Below are 15,545 nucleotides of genomic sequence, written 5' to 3' on the forward strand. Positions count from 1 at the left end.
AAGGGCCTCCGCCCTCAGCTCCAGCGCGCACACGCACCACATCGAAGCCGTGGCGTCCTTCCGGCGCTGACCGCTCAGCTCGCCTTCGTCACCCCGCCGGCCGCCCGCGCGACGAGGTGCGCGACGCCGGGGATGGCCGCCGCCCGCCAGAGCGCGCGGTTCGCCTCGAGCTCGAGGCGCGTGTGCGGCGCGAAGGCGGCGGCCGCCCGGCGACCGCGCGCCTGCTCCCGCTCGACGGTGGGCCGCCAGTCGCGCTCGAAGGCGGCCAGGCCCACCGTGACGTCGTGCGGGTGCCGCGCCCACGCGAGCTCCTCCGCGAGCTTCTCGGCCCCGGCGATCGCGAGCGAGGCGCCTTGTCCGGCGACGAGCGAGACCGCGGCGCAGGCGTCGCCGAGCAGCACGACCCGTCCTCGCACCCAGGGCTCGACGACCGTCTGGGCGACATGGTCGACGTAGGGCTCGCGGATGCCTCGCACCGCGCGGCGGCCGAGCGCGCCCATCCCGGCGATCGCCGCGCGCGCCCGTGCAGGCGGGATGCCGCGGAGCACCGCGAAGCCCGTGACGCCCGATCCCTCCAGCGGCGCGACCAGCAGCTGCCGGTCGAGCTCGACCTGCATGGCAACGCGGCCGCCGAGGTCGGCGGCGAGCTCCGGGTCGTCGCCGGTCCATGCCACGGCGAGCAGGTCGGCGAGCGGCCGCACGAACTGGCCGTGCGGTCCCCACAGCAGCTGCCGTACCCGCGAGCCGACGCCGTCCGCCCCCACGAGCACGTCGCCCTCGAGCCGCTCGCCGTCCGACAGCAGCACCTGCACGCGGGCGCCGTCGTCGTGCGCCGTCTCCACCTGCGCGCCCCAGCGGATCCGCACGCCCTCCGGCAGCGACGCCTGCAGCGCCTCGACGATCCGCGGCCGCAGGATCGTCAGGTAGCGCCCCGCGACCGCCTGCTCGACGAGCGAGATCGGCAGCCGCCCGCGCACGCGGCCCTCGGCGTCGACCGAGCGCAGCTCGCCGTACGACTCCGCGCGCGCCCGCAGCGCCGGCAGCAGCCCGAGCCGCTCCGCCGCCTCGAAGCCCGGTCCGAAGAAGTCGATGAGGTACCCGGAGGCGCGGGGCGCGCGGGCGCGCTCGATGACGTCGACGGTCCAGCCGTCGAGCGCCAGCCTGCCCGCCAGCGCGAGCCCGGCGACACCGGCGCCGGAGACGATCGCGTGCATCTGCTGACCGTACCCCTCACCGCTCACACTCGGCAGGGAGCCCGCCGCCGATCGGCGGTACGATGGGTGGTTGGCGCTTCGGCGCGACCGCATCCACCACCGATCGCCAAGGGGCCATGGCAGCGCAGACGAAGGACCGCAGGCTCGACATCCAGGGCCTCCGTGCGATCGCCTCCCTGCTCGTCGCCAGCTACCACATCTGGTTCGGCAACGTCTCGGGCGGCGTCGACGTCTTCTTCGCCATCGGCGGCTATCTGCTGGCGATGAGCCTGATGCGCGAGGTCGAGCGCAGCGGCGGCGTGCACGTGCCGAAGGCGCTGTGGCGCACCGCGCAGCGGCTGTTCCCGATGGCACTGCTCGTGCTCGTCGTCGTCGGCTCCGTCGCGCTGATCGCCTCCGGCACGCTCGGCATGGACCGCGTCATGACCGACATCTTCGCGTCGGCCACCTACTGGGAGAACTGGCGGCTCGCGGCCGACGCGACCGACTACGTGGCGGCCGGGCACGACAAGTCGGCGTTCCAGCACTTCTGGGCCATGGGTGCGCAGGGTCAGTTCACGGCGCTGTGCATCATCGCCGCCGGGCTCTTCGGCCTCGCGTTCAAGGCGCTGCGGTTGCGCGACGCCCGGCTCGGGTTCGGCATCGTGCTCGGCGTCGCGGCCGTCGCCTCGTTCGTGTTCGCGCTCGTGCGGCTGTCGGTCGGCCCCGTCCCCACCTACTACGACACGTTCGCCAGGGCGTGGGAGCTCGCGCTCGGCGGCTTCGCGGCGCTCATCCTCACGCGCATCCCGCTGCACCGCATCGCGCGCGTCGTCATGGGGCTCGTCGGCCTCGCGCTCGTGCTGACCGCCGGGCTGCTGCCGCCCGAGTGGCAGCAGCCGGGCTGGGTGACGCTGTACCCGGTCGCCGGCGCACTGCTCATCCTGCTCGCGGGCGAGGGCGACCAGCGGGCGCCCGTCACGAGGCTCCTGCGCATCAAGCCGCTCGTCTGGGTCGGCGGCATCTCGTACGGGCTCTACCTGTGGCACTGGCCGGTGCTGAAGGGGTTCGTCTCGTTCTTCCCGAACGCCGGGGTCGAGGTCGACCTGCTCGAGGGCGCGCTCATCCTCGCGCTCTCCATCGGCCTCTCCTACGGCTCGTACCGGCTCATCGCGCTGCTGCACCGGCCGCGCGCCCGGCGCGGCGCCGCGGCGCCGACGCCTGCGGCGGAGCCCGCCGAGGTGGCTCCGCAGCCCGGCCGCCGCGGGCGGCCGGTGCTCGCGTACGCGCTGCCGGTGCTCGCCGCGATCAGCGCGATCGGTGTCGTCGTCGCTCCCTTCGTGCAGCGCGCCGCGATCGCCGAGGCCGCCGCGATGCATCCGGTGGCGGCGGATGCGGCGGAGCTGGCCGGGTGGGTCGCCGACGCGGCCGCAGTGCCCTCCGCACCCGCGCCCGGCGCGGTCGTCGGCCCGGACGCCCGCTCGGCCGAGTGGCTGATCGACGGCTGCTTGACCGTCGGACCCGACGAGCACGCACAGTGCCGCTTCGACGACTCCCCGAGCGACCGCGAGGTGTGGATCGTCGGCGACTCGCAGGCCGTCACCTGGGCGCCGGCGGTGCGCGGCGCGCTCGGCGGCTCCGCGGATGTGCAGCTGCTCGGCCGGCAGATGTGCCCGTTCTCGAGCGGCCCGGCCGTCGAGCGGCAGATCGGCGGCTTCACGCGCGTCTGCGATGCGCACGCCGAGACCGTGCTCGAGCTCGCCGAGGAGCGCCGGCCCGAGCTCGTCGTCATCAGCTACGGCGCCTGGTGGGTGGGGGAGGGCTACGAGGACCGCGCCGACGACACGGGCGAGCAGCTCGCCGCCGGCACGCTCGCGTACGCCGAGCGCCTGCACGCGCTCGGCATCCGCACCCTCTGGCTCGACAGCCCGCCTCCCGCCATCGAGCCCGCGGCCGAGCCCGCCGACTGCCTGGAGGCGCATGCCGCGGGCACGGCGCCCGACGCGTGCGCGTTCCCGCTGCAGGAGGCGCAGGTGCGGCGGCACGTCGCGCTGGGCGACGAGCTCGAGGCGGGCGGTGTCGCCGTCGTCGACACCATCTCGTGGTTCTGCGACGTCGACGCGATGACGTGCCCGAGCGTCGTGCAGGGCGCGCCCACCTGGGTGGACCGCACGCACATGGGCGCTGCCGCGGCGGTCATGCGCAAGCAGGTCGTCGCCGACGCGCTCGCGCCGCAGCTGAACGACTAGCGCAGCAGGTCGAGCAGCGCGCGCTCGCGCGAGCCCTGCAGGCCGATCGTCGCGCCCGCCTCGAAGCGGGCGAACACCTCCGGGTCGATGTAGCTCGACTTCGCGACCGCGGGCGTGTTGCCGAGCGCCTGCGAGACCTCGAGGATCGCGGCGCGCACGGCGCGCGCACGGGCGGTCTTGGTGCCGATGTCCCGCGCGCGGGCGAGCGCGACCGCCGCGACGATCGTGCCGTGCAGGGTGCGGAAGTCCTTCGCCGTGAACTCGCCGCCGGTCGCCTCCCGCACGGCGTCGTTGAGGTCGACGTCGCGCAGCGGGTGCATGCCGTCGGCGTCGCGGAAGGCGAGCAGCCGGGAGGTGCGGGAGCGGCCCGCCATCAGCTCCTCGACGCAGCGCGCGAGCGCCGGATCCTCGATCGTGACGTCGAAGCGCTGCCCCGACTTCGCCGGGAAGCGCAGCCGGACCGAGTCGCCCGTGACGGTCGCGTGCCGGCACAGCAGCGTCATGAGGCCGCGCGAGCCGCGCTCCTCCGCGTAGGTATCGCCGCCCGCGCGGATCGCCACGGTGTCGAGCATGCGCAGCGCCGCCGCGAGCACGCGCTCTCTCGGCAGTCCTTCGCGCTCGAGATCGAGCGTGACCCGCCTGCGCATCGCCGGCAGCGCCTCGGCGAGGCTGAGGGCGCGCTCGTGCTTCGCGCGGTCGCGACGCTCGCGCCAGTGCGGGTGATAGCGGTACTGGGTGCGGCCCGCGTCGTCGACGCCGATCGCCTGGATGTGCGCGAGCGGATCGGCTGCGATCCACACGTCCGTCCAGGCCGGCGGCACGGCGAGCGACTCCGCGCGCTCCCGCTCCTCGGCGGTCGCCCTGCGGCCGTCGTCGTGCCGGTACGACCAGCCGCGCCCCGCCCTGCGCCGGCGGATGCCCGCATCCGCCCTCGGTTGCGCCCTGCGCAGCCTCACCTGCCTCACCATGCGGCGATGCTAGCGGGGGACAGCTGGGCTCAGTCGCGCTTCCAGCGGTGCCCGATCGGGTTGCGCGACTTCGCCTGCCACTCGCTCTCGGTGTCGAGCACGCGCCGGTGCTTCGTCTCGGCCCACTCGCCCGCCATGCCGAGCAGCACCGCCTCGACGGCGGCCCGCTCCTCAGCGGTGGGCGAGCCGCCGACGACGGTCATGATGGGCTCGGTTGCGTCGCTCGGCTCGCTCGAATCGCTCACAGCGGGATGTTCCCGTGCTTCTTCTCCGGCCGCTGCACGCGCTTGGTGCGGAGCGCTCGGAAGGCGCGCGTGATCATGACGCGCGTCTCGGCGGGCTCGATGATGCCGTCGAGCTCGCCGCGCTCGGCGGCGAGGAACGGGGAGGCCACGTTGTAGGTGTACTCGCTCGCGAGGCGCTTGCGCACCTCCGCCACGTCGTGCCCGGCCGCCTCCGCCTCGCGGATCTCGTTGCGGTAGAGGATGTTCACCGCGCCCTGACCGCCCATCACCGCGATCTCGGCCGACGGCCAAGCGACGTTGATGTCGGCGCCGAGCTGCTTCGAGCCCATGACGATGTAGGCGCCGCCGTAGGCCTTGCGGGTGATGACCGTCACCATCGGCACGGTCGCCTCGGCGTACGCGTAGAGCAGCTTCGCGCCGCGGCGGATGACGCCGGACCACTCCTGGTCGGTGCCGGGCAGGTAGCCGGGCACGTCGACGACCGTGAGGATCGGGATCGAGAACGCGTCGCAGAAGCGCACGAACCGCGCGGCCTTCTCGCCCGCCTCGATGTTGAGCGTGCCCGCCATCTGCTTCGGCTGGTTCGCGATCACGCCGACCGTCCGGCCCTCGAGCCGGCCGAAGCCGACGACGATGTTCGGCGCGTAGAGCGGCTGCACCTCGAGGAACTCGCGGTCATCCATGAGCGTCTCGATGATGGTCAGCACGTCGTAGGGCTGGTTCGGCGAGTCGGGGATGAGCGTGTTGAGCCGGCGGTCGCTGTCATTGACGACGCGCTCGGCGGTGTGGTCGTAGGCCGGGACCTCGGACTGGTTGTTGTCGGGGAGGTACGCGAGCAGCGCACGCACGTAGTCGAGCGCGTCGTCCTCGTCGGCGGCGAGGTAGTGGCTCACGCCCGAGACGGTGTTGTGGGTGCGGCCGCCGCCGAGGTCCTCGAAGCCGACCTCCTCGCCCGTGACGGTCTTGATGACATCCGGGCCGGTCACGAACATGTGGCTCGACTTGTCCACCATGATCACGAAGTCGGTAAGCGCGGGGGAGTAGACGGCGCCGCCGGCCGCGGGTCCCATGACGATGGAGATCTGCGGGATGACGCCGGACGCGGCCGTGTTGCGCTTGAAGATCTCGCCGTACTTGCCGAGCGCGACGACGCCCTCCTGGATGCGCGCGCCACCGGAGTCGAGCATGCCGACGATCGGCACGCCGACCTTCATCGCGTAGTCCTGGATCTTGATGATCTTCTCGCCCGCGACCTCGCCGAGCGAGCCGCCGAAGGTCGTGAAGTCCTGCGCGTAGACCGCCACGCGCCGGCCGTGGACCGTGCCGATGCCCGTGACGACCGCATCCCCGTAGGGGCGGTTGCCCTCCATGCCGAACGCGGTCGTGCGGTGGCGCACGTAGGCGTCGAACTCGACGAACGAGCCCTTGTCGACGAACTGCTCGACGCGCTCGCGGGCCGTCTTCTTGCCCTTCGCGCCCTGCCGCTCCTTGGCCTTCGACTCCTTGTCGGTCACCGCCTCGCGGTGGCGGGTGCGCAGATCGTCGATCCGCTCGGCCGTCGTCGACATGGGCGCAGCGGGAGTGGTGTCGTCGGTCACGGATGCCACTCTAGACGGCGCCCCATGCCCGGCCTTTGTGGACTCCCACAGCGTCCGACCGCATCTCGGTGGCGATCGTCGACATCTGCGGCAGGCCGCGTCGACCGGGCCGCCTAGGGTGGAGCCATGCTCTTCCCGGGCGCGTCGAGCGCCGGCACCGTCTTCGAGCTCGGCACCGTCGGCTCCACCTTCGACGCGGTCGACGAGCGCGCCGACCACCTCACCACCTGGGCGACGCTCGACCAGCGCGCCGGCCGCGGGCGGCTCGGCCGTGAATGGGTGTCGCCGGCAGGCAAGTGCCTCGCGGCGACCGTGCTCGTCCGCACGAAGCGGTTGCGCGAGGACGCGATCGGGTGGCTGCCGCTCGCCGCGGGACTCGCGCTCGCCGACGCGCTCGACCCGCTCGTCGCCGACCGCGCATCGCTCAAATGGCCGAACGACGTGCTCGTCGACGGCCGCAAGGTCGCCGGCATCCTCTGCGAGCGGCGGAAGACGGGCGTCGCGGTCGGCTTCGGCGTGAACCTCACGCTCACCGAGGCCGAGCTGCCCACGCCGCACGCGACCTCGCTCACGCTCGAGGGAGCGGAGGGCACCGCGCCCGTGCTCGCCGACGCCATCCTGTGCCACGTGCTGCGCTCGATCGACGTGCTGCTGCCCGCCCTCGGGACCGAGCCGCTGCGGGCCGCGATCGCCGCAGAGCTCACCACCATCGGCCGCGACGTGCGCGTCGCGATGCCCGCCGGCGAGCTCGTCGGGCGCGCGGTCGGGCTGGGCCCCCACGGCGAGCTGCAGGTCGAGACCGACGACGGAATCGTCGACGTGCGGGCAGGCGACGTGGTCCACGTGCGCTGATGCGAGAGAATCGTCGGGTGTCCACCGGCGAGGAGCGCGTGATCGCGCGCATGCGACCCCACGCGCGCGTGCTGATCGTGCCCGTGCTGGTGCTGTGGGGCTGCGCCTTCCTCGTGGCGCTGCTGCTCGACCGGGTCGACTGGCCGCTGTGGAACACCGCCGTGCTCACCGTCGCCGGGCTCGTCGTGGGACTGCTCACGCTCGTGCCCACGCTCGCCTGGCTGTCGCGCGGCTTCGTCTTCACGACCGAGCGCGTCGTCATCCGAGGCAGCTTCGGCGGCACGCGACGCGAGACGATGCTCTCGCGCGTGCACGACGTCACGGTGCGGCGACGCGGGCTGCAGGCGCTCTTCGGCGCCGGCGACGTGCTGCTGTCGACCGGCGGCGAGCGAGCGGTCATCCTCGCCGACGTGCCCAGCGCCTCGCTCGTGCAGCGCATGCTCTCGGAGCAGCTGGGCGCGCGCGGCATCGACTTCCCCGACGCCGGCGACGGCGCAACCACCATCGCGCGCGGCTGATGCCCGCCGAGAGGAGCTTCATGAGGATCGCCGTGATCGGATGCGGGTACCTGGGCGCCGTGCACGCCGCCGCGATGGCGTCGCTCGGCTATCAGACCGTCGGCGTCGACGTCGATGCGGCCAAGATCGAGCGGCTGCGCCGCGGCGAGCCGCCGTTCTTCGAGCCGGGGCTGCCGGCGCTGCTGCGCGCGGGCATCGACGACGGCTCGCTCCGGTTCACGACCGACGTCGCGGAGGCCGCTGGCAGCGACGTCGTCTTCCTCGCGGTCGGCACGCCGCAGCTCCCCGGCTCGGATGCCGCCGACCTCACGTACCTCGACGCCGCCATCGCGTCGCTGCTGCCGCACATCGATGAGCGCACGCTGGTCGCCGGCAAGTCGACCGTGCCGGTCGGCACAGCGCAGCGCCTCGCCGACGTCATTGCGCCCACCGGTGCGCGGCTCTCGTGGAACCCCGAGTTCCTCCGCGAGGGCTTCGCCGTGCAGGACACGCTCGCCCCCGACCGGCTCGTCTACGGCGTCGCCGACGGCGACGACGCAGCCGTCGCGGCGCTCGACGCGGTCTACGCGTCGGTGCTCGCGCGAGGCACCGAGCGGCTCGTCATGAGCTTCGCGACCGCCGAGCTCGTGAAGGTGAGCGCGAACGCGTTCCTCGCCACGAAGATCTCGTTCATCAACGCCATGGCGGAGCTCTCCGAGACGGTGGGCGCCGACGTCACGCAGCTCGCCGACGCCATCGGCCTCGACGCCCGCATCGGCCGGCGCTTCCTCAACGCCGGCCTCGGCTTCGGCGGCGGCTGCCTCCCGAAGGACATCCGCGCGTTCCAGGCGCGCGCCGAGGAGCTGGGCCACGGGGACTCGCTCGGCTTCCTGCGCGAGGTCGACAAGATCAACCTGCGCCGTCGCGACCGGATGGCACAGCTCGTCGACACCGAGCTCGCACGCGTCGGCGGCGACCGGGTCGCGATGCTCGGCCTCGCGTTCAAGCCGAACAGCGACGATGTGCGCGACTCGCCGGCGCTCGACGTGTGCCGCATCCTCGAGCAGGGAGGCCGCGTCGTGCGGGCGTACGACCCGCAGGCGCAGGCGACGGCCGGCCGCAGCATGCCGTCGCTCGAGATCGTCGGTTCGGTGGTCGACGCGGTGCGGGGCGCCGACGTGCTGGCGCTCGGCACCGAGTGGCAGGAGTTCCGCGACCTCGACCCCGTCGTGGTCGCGACGCAGACGGATGCGCGGGTCGTCGTCGACGGCCGCAACACGCTGGACGCGGCACGCTGGTCCGCGGCAGGATTCAAGGTCGTCGGCCTCGGCCGGCCGGAGGTGGAGGCAGCATGATCGTCGGCGTGGTGGGTGGCGGACAGCTGGCCAGGATGATGATCCCTGCCGCGGTCGGGCTCGGCATCGAGCTGCGCGTGCTCGCGGAGGCGGAGGGCATGTCGGCCGCGCTCGCGGCGACGTCGGTCGGCGACTACCGCGACGTCGACACCGTGCTCGCGTTCGCGGCCGGGGTCGACGTCGTCACGTTCGACCACGAGCACGTGCCGCAGGACGTGCTGCGGGCGCTCGTGGAGGCGGGGCACGCGGTGCACCCGGGGCCGGACGCCCTGCGCTTCGCGCAGGACAAGCGCGCGATGCGCGAGCGGATGGCGGAGCTCGGCGCGCCCCAGCCCGACTGGGCGCCGGTCGACAGCGCAGCCGACCTCGAGCGCTTCCTCGCCGACCACGGCGGGGTCGGGGTCGTGAAGACCGCGACCGGCGGCTACGACGGCAAGGGCGTGCGCGTCGTGCGCGACGCGGCCGAGGCCGAGGACTGGCTCGTCGGCGCAGCCGCGGGAGGGCCGCGGCTGCTGGTCGAGGAGCTCGTGCCGTTCCGTCGCGAGCTCGCGCAGCTCGTCGCCCGGCGGCCGTCCGGCGACGCCGTGGTGTGGCCGCTCGTGCAGACCGTGCAGCGCGACTCGATCTGCGCCGAGGTGCTCGCGCCCGCGCCCCACGCCGCGGCGATCGCGCCGGTGGTCGATGACATCGCGCGCGCGATCGCGGAGGGGCTCGGCGTGACGGGCGTGCTCGCCGTGGAGCTGTTCGAGACCGACGACGGTCGCGTGCTCGTCAACGAGCTCGCGATGCGCCCGCACAACTCCGGCCACTGGACGATCGACGGCTCGATGACGAGCCAGTTCGAGCAGCACCTGCGGGCGGTGCTCGACCTGCCTCTCGGCTCGACCGCCATCCTCGCGCCGGCGAGCGTCATGGTGAACGTCATCGGCGGGCCCGCGTCCGGCGCGATGGCCGACCGCTACACGTCGGCGCTCGCCTCGCACCCCGACGTGAAGGTGCACTCCTACGAGAAGGCCACTCGGCCGGGCCGCAAGGTCGGCCACGTGACCGCGATCGGCGACGACATGGACGAGGTCGCCTACCGCGCGAGGGCGGCGGCTGCCCACTTCGACGCCTGATCCGCCCCCTCGGGCGGGCGGCGAGGCGGTCGGGGGCACATGGCTGGCGCGCGTACCCTGGTGCGCATGCCTGCGCAGGTCAGCATCATCATGGGATCGGACTCCGACTGGCGAGTCATGGAGGCGGCGAAGGCCGCGCTCGATGAGCTCGGCATCGCGACCGAGGTCGACGTCGTGTCCGCCCACCGGACGCCCCAGAAGATGGTCGACTTCGCGCGCGGCGCGGCCGACCGCGGCGTGCGGGTCATCATCGCCGGCGCCGGCGGCGCCGCTCACCTGCCCGGCATGGTCGCGTCCATGACACGGCTGCCCGTCATCGGCGTGCCCGTGCCGCTCGAGCGGCTCGACGGCCTCGACAGCCTCCTCTCCATCGTGCAGATGCCCGCGGGCATCCCCGTCGCCACCGTCTCGATCGGCGGCGCGCGCAACGCGGGGATCCTCGCCGCACGCATCCTGGGCACGAGCGACGTCGACGTCGCGTCGCGCCTCGACGCCTTCGCGGCCGGCCTCGAGCAGCAGGTCGACGCCAAGGCGCGAGCGCTGCGCGACCGCGTGGACGCGGGCGCATGACGCTGCTGGAGGCCCGCACGCCCATCCGTCATCCCGAGCCAGGTCGGCCCGAGGTGATGCAGCGCCGAGGCTGGTGGCTCGTGCTGCTCGGCTTCCTCCTGCCCGGTAGCGCCCAGGTGCTCGCCGGCAACCGGCGGCTCGGCCGCTTCGGCATCGCCGCGACCATCGTGCTGCTCGTGCTGCTGCTGCTCGCCGCCATCGGCTGGTTCGCGTGGCGCGCCGCGCTCCTCACCGTGGTCGCGAACTCCATCGGCCTGCTCGTGGTCGAGGCGCTGCTGATCGGCTACGCGATCCTGTGGCTCGTGCTCGGCCTCGACACCCTCCGGCTCGCGCGGGTGCCGAAGATGGAGGGCCGCGCCAAGGCCGGGATCGCCGCCGTCGCAATCCTCGCGACCGTCGCGCCCGCGGCGCTCGCGGGCTACGGCGCCACGCTCGTCGACGCATCCCGCGGCCTCGTCTCCGGTCTGTTCGACTTCGCGAGGCCCGCCGTCCAGCCGATCGACGGCCGCTACACCTTCCTGCTGCTCGGCGGCGACGCGGGCGAGGACCGCGAGGGCATGCGCGCCGACTCGATGACCGTCGTGACCGTCAACGCCGAGACCGGCGCCGCGACCATGATCGGCGTGCCGCGCAACCTGCGCAACGCCCCCTTCTCCGCCGACTCGCCGCTGTGGGGGCCGTGGCCGAACGGCTTCGACTGCGAGTCGAGCGACTGCCTGCTCAACGGCACCTACACCTACGGCGAAGCGCACCCCGAGCTCTACCCCGACGCGATCCGGAACGGGTCGAGCCCCGGCATCGAGGCGACGAGGGATGCGGTGGAGGGCGTGACGGGCCTCGAGCTGCAGTTCTTCGTGCTGGTCGACATGCACGGCTTCGAGGACCTCGTGGATGCGCTCGGCGGCGTCGAGCTGGAGGTCACCGAGCGCGTGCCGATCGCGATCGAAGGCGGGCCGGTCGAGGAGTGGATCGAGCCGGGCGTGCAGCGCATGGACGGCTACCACGCGCTCTGGTACGCGCGCAGCCGCGCCGGCTCCTCCGACTACGCGCGCATGGCGCGGCAGCGGCAGGTGCAGGAGGCGGTCGTCTCGCAGTTCACGCCGCAGACGCTGCTGACGAAGTACTCCGAGCTCTCGTCCGCCGGCCAGGACATGGTGCAGACCGACGTGCCGCAGGCGATGATCGGCTCGCTGTCGGAGCTCGCGCTGCAGACGAGGCAGCTGCCGATCACGAACCTCGAGCTCGTGCCCGACTCGGGCGTCACCACGGGCGATCCGGACTTCGAGCAGATCCACGCGATGGTGCAGGCCGCGCTCGCGGAGGCCGATGGCCTCGCGCCGCCGACGGAGACGCCCGAGCCCTAGGACGACCGCCGGATGCCGCGGCGCGGCACGGTCGCGCGGGTTCCGGTATCGAATTGCGGATGCGCGCGGCGCGCACCCGTTCCGGTACCGATATGCGGATGGTGCTCGAGCGGACCCGCAGATCGGTACGGGCTTCCGCAGGGTCGCGCGGGTTCCGGTACCGAGCTGCGGATGCGCGCACCGCGCACCCGCAGATCGGTGCGGGAGACCCCGCTCTGCGCGAGCTCGCCCTGGCTCAGCCGCCGTGCCGCTCGAGCAGGTCGCGGGGGCAGCGGGCGCAGGCGGGGGAGCCGCGCGCGGCCGTTCCGGTAGCGATATGCGGATGTGGCTCGAGCGCACCCGCAGATCGGTACGGGCTTCCCAGGGCCGCGCGGGTTCCGGTACCGAGCTGCGGATGCGCGCGGCGCGGACCCGCCGATCGGTGCGGCAGGCGCTGCCCTGCGCGAGCTCGCGCTCGCTCAGCCGCCGTGCCGCTCGAGCAGGTCGCGGGCGATGTCGAGGGCGCCCCTGGAGTAGCGGCGGTAGCGCCCCGCGGCGATGCCGCGCAGCACGCGCGGCACCCGCAGCAGGCGCGGGCGGGGGAGCCGGGCGCGCTCGCGCTCGTGCCTGGCCTTCTCGACGAGCGCGTCGAGCCGGTCGCCGCTCGCGAGCCCGCGCCTGACCGCCTCGGTCGCGAGCGACGTCGCCCGTTCCGCCTTGAGGGCGTGCTTGCCGGAGTCCGCCTCCAGCAGCCGGCGCACCTTGTCGGCGACGCCCAGCCGGCGCACGCCGATCTGGTTGCTGCTGTGCTGCCGGTAGTCGATGGTCGGCTCCGGCACGAAGCGCACGCCGCCGCCGAGCGCGGCGTGCATCGCGATCCACTCGTCGTGGATCCAGCCCGAGGGGATGGGCAGCGCGGCGACGGCGGCATCGCGCCACATGATGGCGGTCGCGCCGGTGACGAGGTTGCGCCGCAGCAGCGCCTCGACGGCATGGCCGTCGGCCATGGCCGCGCGCTCCCACGCGCTCATCTCGAGCGAGTCGGCGAGCGTGGCGCCGAGGGGCCGCCCCGAGTCGTCGACGAGCCGGGCGTCGGAGTGCACGAGCGCGACGCCCTCGAGGTGCGGCAGCAGGCGCTCGAGCCGGTCGGGGTGCCACACGTCGTCCTGGTCCGACAGCGCGACGACGTCGCCGCTCGTCGCGGCGATCGCATCGGCGAAGTTGCCGGCGACGCCGAGCGCGACGTCGTGGCGGCGGATGCGGATGGGCACGTCGGTCTCGCCCGCGACCGACCGCACGATCTCGAGCGTGCGGTCGGTGGAGGCGTCATCGCCGACGACGATCTCGGCGACCGGCACGGTCTGCGCGAGGATGCTGCGCAGCTGCTCCTCGATCCACCGCTCGCCCTGGTGCGTGCACAGCGCGACGGCGACCCGCACGGTCACAGCTCCGCGTGCAGCCGCCACACCTGCTGGGCGGCCGCCTCCCACGTAAAGGCCCGCGCGCGGTCCTGCGCGTGCAGGCCCAGCCGGGCGCGCTCCGCGTCGTCGCCCAGCAGCTCGGCGAGCGCCGCGGCGAGCTCGCGCGGGCCGCCCTCGACCGGCACGCTCGAGTCGCCGGCGATCTCGCGCAGCGACCGCGTCCCCGGATGCACGGTGACGGTGCCGAGGGCGGCGGCGTCGAGCAGGCTGAGGCCGAGCGCGTCCTGCTCGGCCACGTGCAGGTGCGCGAGCGCCCGCCGGTGCGCGACCGCGAGGTCCGTCTCGTCGAGGTCGCCCAGCATGACGAGCCGCCCGGGACGCAGCCCCGCCTCGACGGCCATCGCGGCGAGCGTGGCCTCGCCCCACTGCACGGGACCGGCGACGACGACGCGGACATCCGGCATCGACGGGCTCGCGACCGTCTCGATGAGCGCCTCCGCCTGCGCGCGCGCCCCAGGCGCGGTGATCGCGAGCACGTACTCGTCGGGCAGCGCGAGCGTGCTCGTGGCGCCCTCGTCGGCGGGGAGGGAGAAGGCGGCCACGGGCGCGGGGTGCACGACCCGCACGCGGTCGCCGACGTCGTGCAGCAGCTGGAGGTCCTCGGCGACGGCCGTGGTCGGCGCGACGATGCCGTCGGCGCGGCGCAGCGCGCGCCGGAGCGCTCGGTCGAACCAGCGCTGCTTGCGCTCGGAGCGGTCGGAGAGCGACTGCAGGCCGTGCACCGTGACCGTCACCTGGTCGCCCTGCTCCCGCTCCCGCGCGAGCGGTGCGAGCAGGCTCGTCGCGTGCACGAGGCCGTGCACCGGCAGGGTCGTGAGCGAGTGCAGCCATGCCTGCCGCAGCTCGCGCGCGGGCATCGCGGTCTGGCGCAGCTCGGCGATGCCCGGGAGCAGGTCGCGGATGCGCTCCGCGCGGCTGTCGCTGACGCTCGCCGACATCGCGGCGACGTCGAAGCCCGCCGGCGCGGTGGTCGTGAGGGCGTGCGCGAGCGCTGCCGAGTAGCGGCCGACCGTCGTGGGGCTGCGCTCGCCGACCTCGTCGAGCACGACCGTGAGCCTGCCGCTCACAGCGCCGCCCGCTCCTTGAGCGGCTCCCACCAGCTGCGGTGGTCGCGGTACCACTGCACGACCTCGGCGAGGCCCTGCTCGAACGGCACCTGCGGCGCGTAGCCGAGCTCGTCCGAGATCTTCGCGATGTCGACGGAGTACCGGCGGTCGTGGCCCTTGCGGTCGGCGACCGGCTCGACCGCCGACCAGTCGCGCCCGGTGGCCTCGAGCAGCAGCTCGGTCAGCCGCCGGTTGGACAGCTCGGTGCCGCCGCCGATGTTGTAGACCTCGCCGGGGCGGCCGCCGGTGAGCACGAGCGCGATGCCCCGGCAGTGGTCGTCGACGTGCAGCCAGTCGCGCACGTGCTCGCCGTCGCCGTAGAGCGGCACACCGAGCCCGTCGATGAGGTTCGTGACGAACAGCGGCACGAGCTTCTCGGGGAAGTGGAAGGGCCCGTAGTTGTTCGAGCAGCGCGTGATGCGCACGTCGAGGCCGTGCGTGCGGTGGTAGGAGCGCGCGAGCAGGTCGCTGCCGGCCTTCGACGCGGAGTACGGGCTGTTCGGCTCGAGCGGGCTGTGCTCGCTCCACGAGCCCTCGTCGATCGAGCCGTACACCTCATCGGTGGAGACGTGCACGAACCGGCGCACGTCGTGGCGCAGCGCCGCGTCGAGCAGGCGCTGCGTGCCGACCACGTTGGTCTCGACGAACACCGACGCGTCGCGCACCGACCGGTCGACGTGGCTCTCGGCGGCGAGGTGCACGACCGCGTCGATGCCCGGCATGATGCGGTCGAGCAGGCCGATGTCGCGGATGTCGCCGTGCACGAACGCGAAGTGCGGGTGCCCGGAGACGGATGCGAGGTTCGCCGGGTTGCCGGAGTACGTGACGGCGTCCAGCACGGTGACGGAGGCGCCCTCGAGACCGGGCAGTCGGTCCTCGAGCGCCATCCGCACGAAGTTCGAGCCGATGAAGCCGGCACCGCCGGTCACGAGGATCTTCACGAGGGGACTGGCCTAACGGTCGGGGTCAC

14 protein-coding genes are annotated in these 15,545 nt (G+C 73.7%); 7 read left to right on the plus strand and 7 right to left on the minus strand.

Going from position 1 to position 15,545, the window contains the following annotated elements; all coding sequences use genetic code 11:
* Nucleotides 1-74: 74 nt before the first annotated feature.
* Nucleotides 75-1,214: an FAD-dependent monooxygenase gene (locus ACLQ21_RS07810; protein ID WP_425662685.1), complete on the minus strand. Its 1,140-nt coding sequence runs from the start codon at nt 1,212-1,214 to the stop codon at nt 75-77.
* A gap of 116 nt (nt 1,215-1,330) precedes the next feature.
* Between ACLQ21_RS07810 and ACLQ21_RS07815 the strand changes: the two genes are divergently transcribed.
* Entirely contained in the window at nt 1,331-3,442 is a 2,112-nt protein-coding gene (locus ACLQ21_RS07815; RefSeq protein ID WP_425662686.1) for an acyltransferase family protein, read from the plus strand.
* Here ACLQ21_RS07815 and ACLQ21_RS07820 read toward each other — a convergent pair.
* The 3 genes from ACLQ21_RS07820 to ACLQ21_RS07830 are packed head-to-tail and all read right to left on the minus strand — an operon-like array spanning nt 3,439 to nt 6,223.
* Nucleotides 3,439-4,410, minus strand: coding sequence for a DNA topoisomerase IB (locus ACLQ21_RS07820; protein WP_425662687.1), 972 nt, complete (start codon nt 4,408-4,410; stop codon nt 3,439-3,441). The two genes, ACLQ21_RS07815 and ACLQ21_RS07820, sit on opposite strands and share 4 nt — an antisense overlap.
* Nucleotides 4,411-4,439: 29 nt before the next feature.
* The gene (locus tag ACLQ21_RS07825) at nt 4,440-4,655 is read right to left on the minus strand and encodes an acyl-CoA carboxylase subunit epsilon (protein WP_425662688.1); all 216 of its coding nucleotides are present in this window, start codon (nt 4,653-4,655) and stop codon (nt 4,440-4,442) included.
* Nucleotides 4,652-6,223 carry an acyl-CoA carboxylase subunit beta gene (locus tag ACLQ21_RS07830; RefSeq protein ID WP_425662908.1) on the minus strand — a complete coding sequence of 524 codons (1,572 nt, stop codon included), beginning with the start codon at nt 6,221-6,223 and terminating at the stop codon, nt 4,652-4,654. Before ACLQ21_RS07830 ends, ACLQ21_RS07825 begins: the two co-directional genes overlap by 4 nt.
* A gap of 156 nt (nt 6,224-6,379) precedes the next feature.
* On the opposite strand from ACLQ21_RS07830, the gene ACLQ21_RS07835 reads away from it, so the two are divergent.
* The 6 genes from ACLQ21_RS07835 (at nt 6,380) to ACLQ21_RS07860 (ending at nt 12,009) form a co-directional block, all read left to right on the plus strand.
* A complete protein-coding gene (locus tag ACLQ21_RS07835; RefSeq protein WP_425662689.1) occupies nt 6,380-7,105 on the plus strand; it encodes a biotin--[acetyl-CoA-carboxylase] ligase in 726 nt (241 codons plus the stop codon).
* A gap of 17 nt (nt 7,106-7,122) precedes the next feature.
* Complete coding sequence (locus ACLQ21_RS07840; RefSeq protein ID WP_425662690.1) at nt 7,123-7,623, plus strand: PH domain-containing protein; 501 nt, start codon at nt 7,123-7,125, stop codon at nt 7,621-7,623.
* A 20-nt stretch (nt 7,624-7,643) separates the two neighbouring features.
* Nucleotides 7,644-8,957 (plus strand): UDP-glucose dehydrogenase family protein, encoded by a 1,314-nt coding sequence (locus ACLQ21_RS07845; protein ID WP_425662691.1) that lies wholly within the window; start codon nt 7,644-7,646, stop codon nt 8,955-8,957.
* Nucleotides 8,954-10,075 carry a 5-(carboxyamino)imidazole ribonucleotide synthase gene (locus tag ACLQ21_RS07850; RefSeq protein ID WP_425662692.1) on the plus strand — a complete coding sequence of 374 codons (1,122 nt, stop codon included), beginning with the start codon at nt 8,954-8,956 and terminating at the stop codon, nt 10,073-10,075. Before ACLQ21_RS07845 ends, ACLQ21_RS07850 begins: the two co-directional genes overlap by 4 nt.
* Nucleotides 10,076-10,141: 66 nt before the next feature.
* A complete protein-coding gene (gene purE / locus ACLQ21_RS07855) occupies nt 10,142-10,645 on the plus strand; it encodes a 5-(carboxyamino)imidazole ribonucleotide mutase (RefSeq protein WP_425662693.1) in 504 nt (167 codons plus the stop codon).
* Nucleotides 10,642-12,009 carry an LCP family protein gene (locus ACLQ21_RS07860; protein ID WP_425662694.1) on the plus strand — a complete coding sequence of 456 codons (1,368 nt, stop codon included), beginning with the start codon at nt 10,642-10,644 and terminating at the stop codon, nt 12,007-12,009. Before purE ends, ACLQ21_RS07860 begins: the two co-directional genes overlap by 4 nt.
* A 458-nt stretch (nt 12,010-12,467) precedes the next feature.
* Here ACLQ21_RS07860 and ACLQ21_RS07865 read toward each other — a convergent pair whose 3' ends face one another.
* The 3 genes from ACLQ21_RS07865 to rfbB are packed head-to-tail and all read right to left on the minus strand — an operon-like array spanning nt 12,468 to nt 15,516.
* The gene (locus tag ACLQ21_RS07865; RefSeq protein WP_425662695.1) at nt 12,468-13,433 is read right to left on the minus strand and encodes a glycosyltransferase family 2 protein; all 966 of its coding nucleotides are present in this window, start codon (nt 13,431-13,433) and stop codon (nt 12,468-12,470) included.
* Nucleotides 13,430-14,536, minus strand: coding sequence for a glycosyltransferase (locus tag ACLQ21_RS07870; protein WP_425662696.1), 1,107 nt, complete (start codon nt 14,534-14,536; stop codon nt 13,430-13,432). Before ACLQ21_RS07870 ends, ACLQ21_RS07865 begins: the two co-directional genes overlap by 4 nt.
* On the minus strand, nt 14,533-15,516 hold the full coding sequence (gene rfbB, locus ACLQ21_RS07875) for a dTDP-glucose 4,6-dehydratase (protein WP_425662697.1): 984 nt from the start codon (nt 15,514-15,516) through the stop codon (nt 14,533-14,535). Before rfbB ends, ACLQ21_RS07870 begins: the two co-directional genes overlap by 4 nt.
* Nucleotides 15,517-15,545 lie beyond the last annotated feature (29 nt).

Source organism: Agrococcus sp. DT81.2, from assembly GCF_049844935.1.
In the GTDB taxonomy this organism is placed as follows: domain Bacteria; phylum Actinomycetota; class Actinomycetes; order Actinomycetales; family Microbacteriaceae; genus Agrococcus.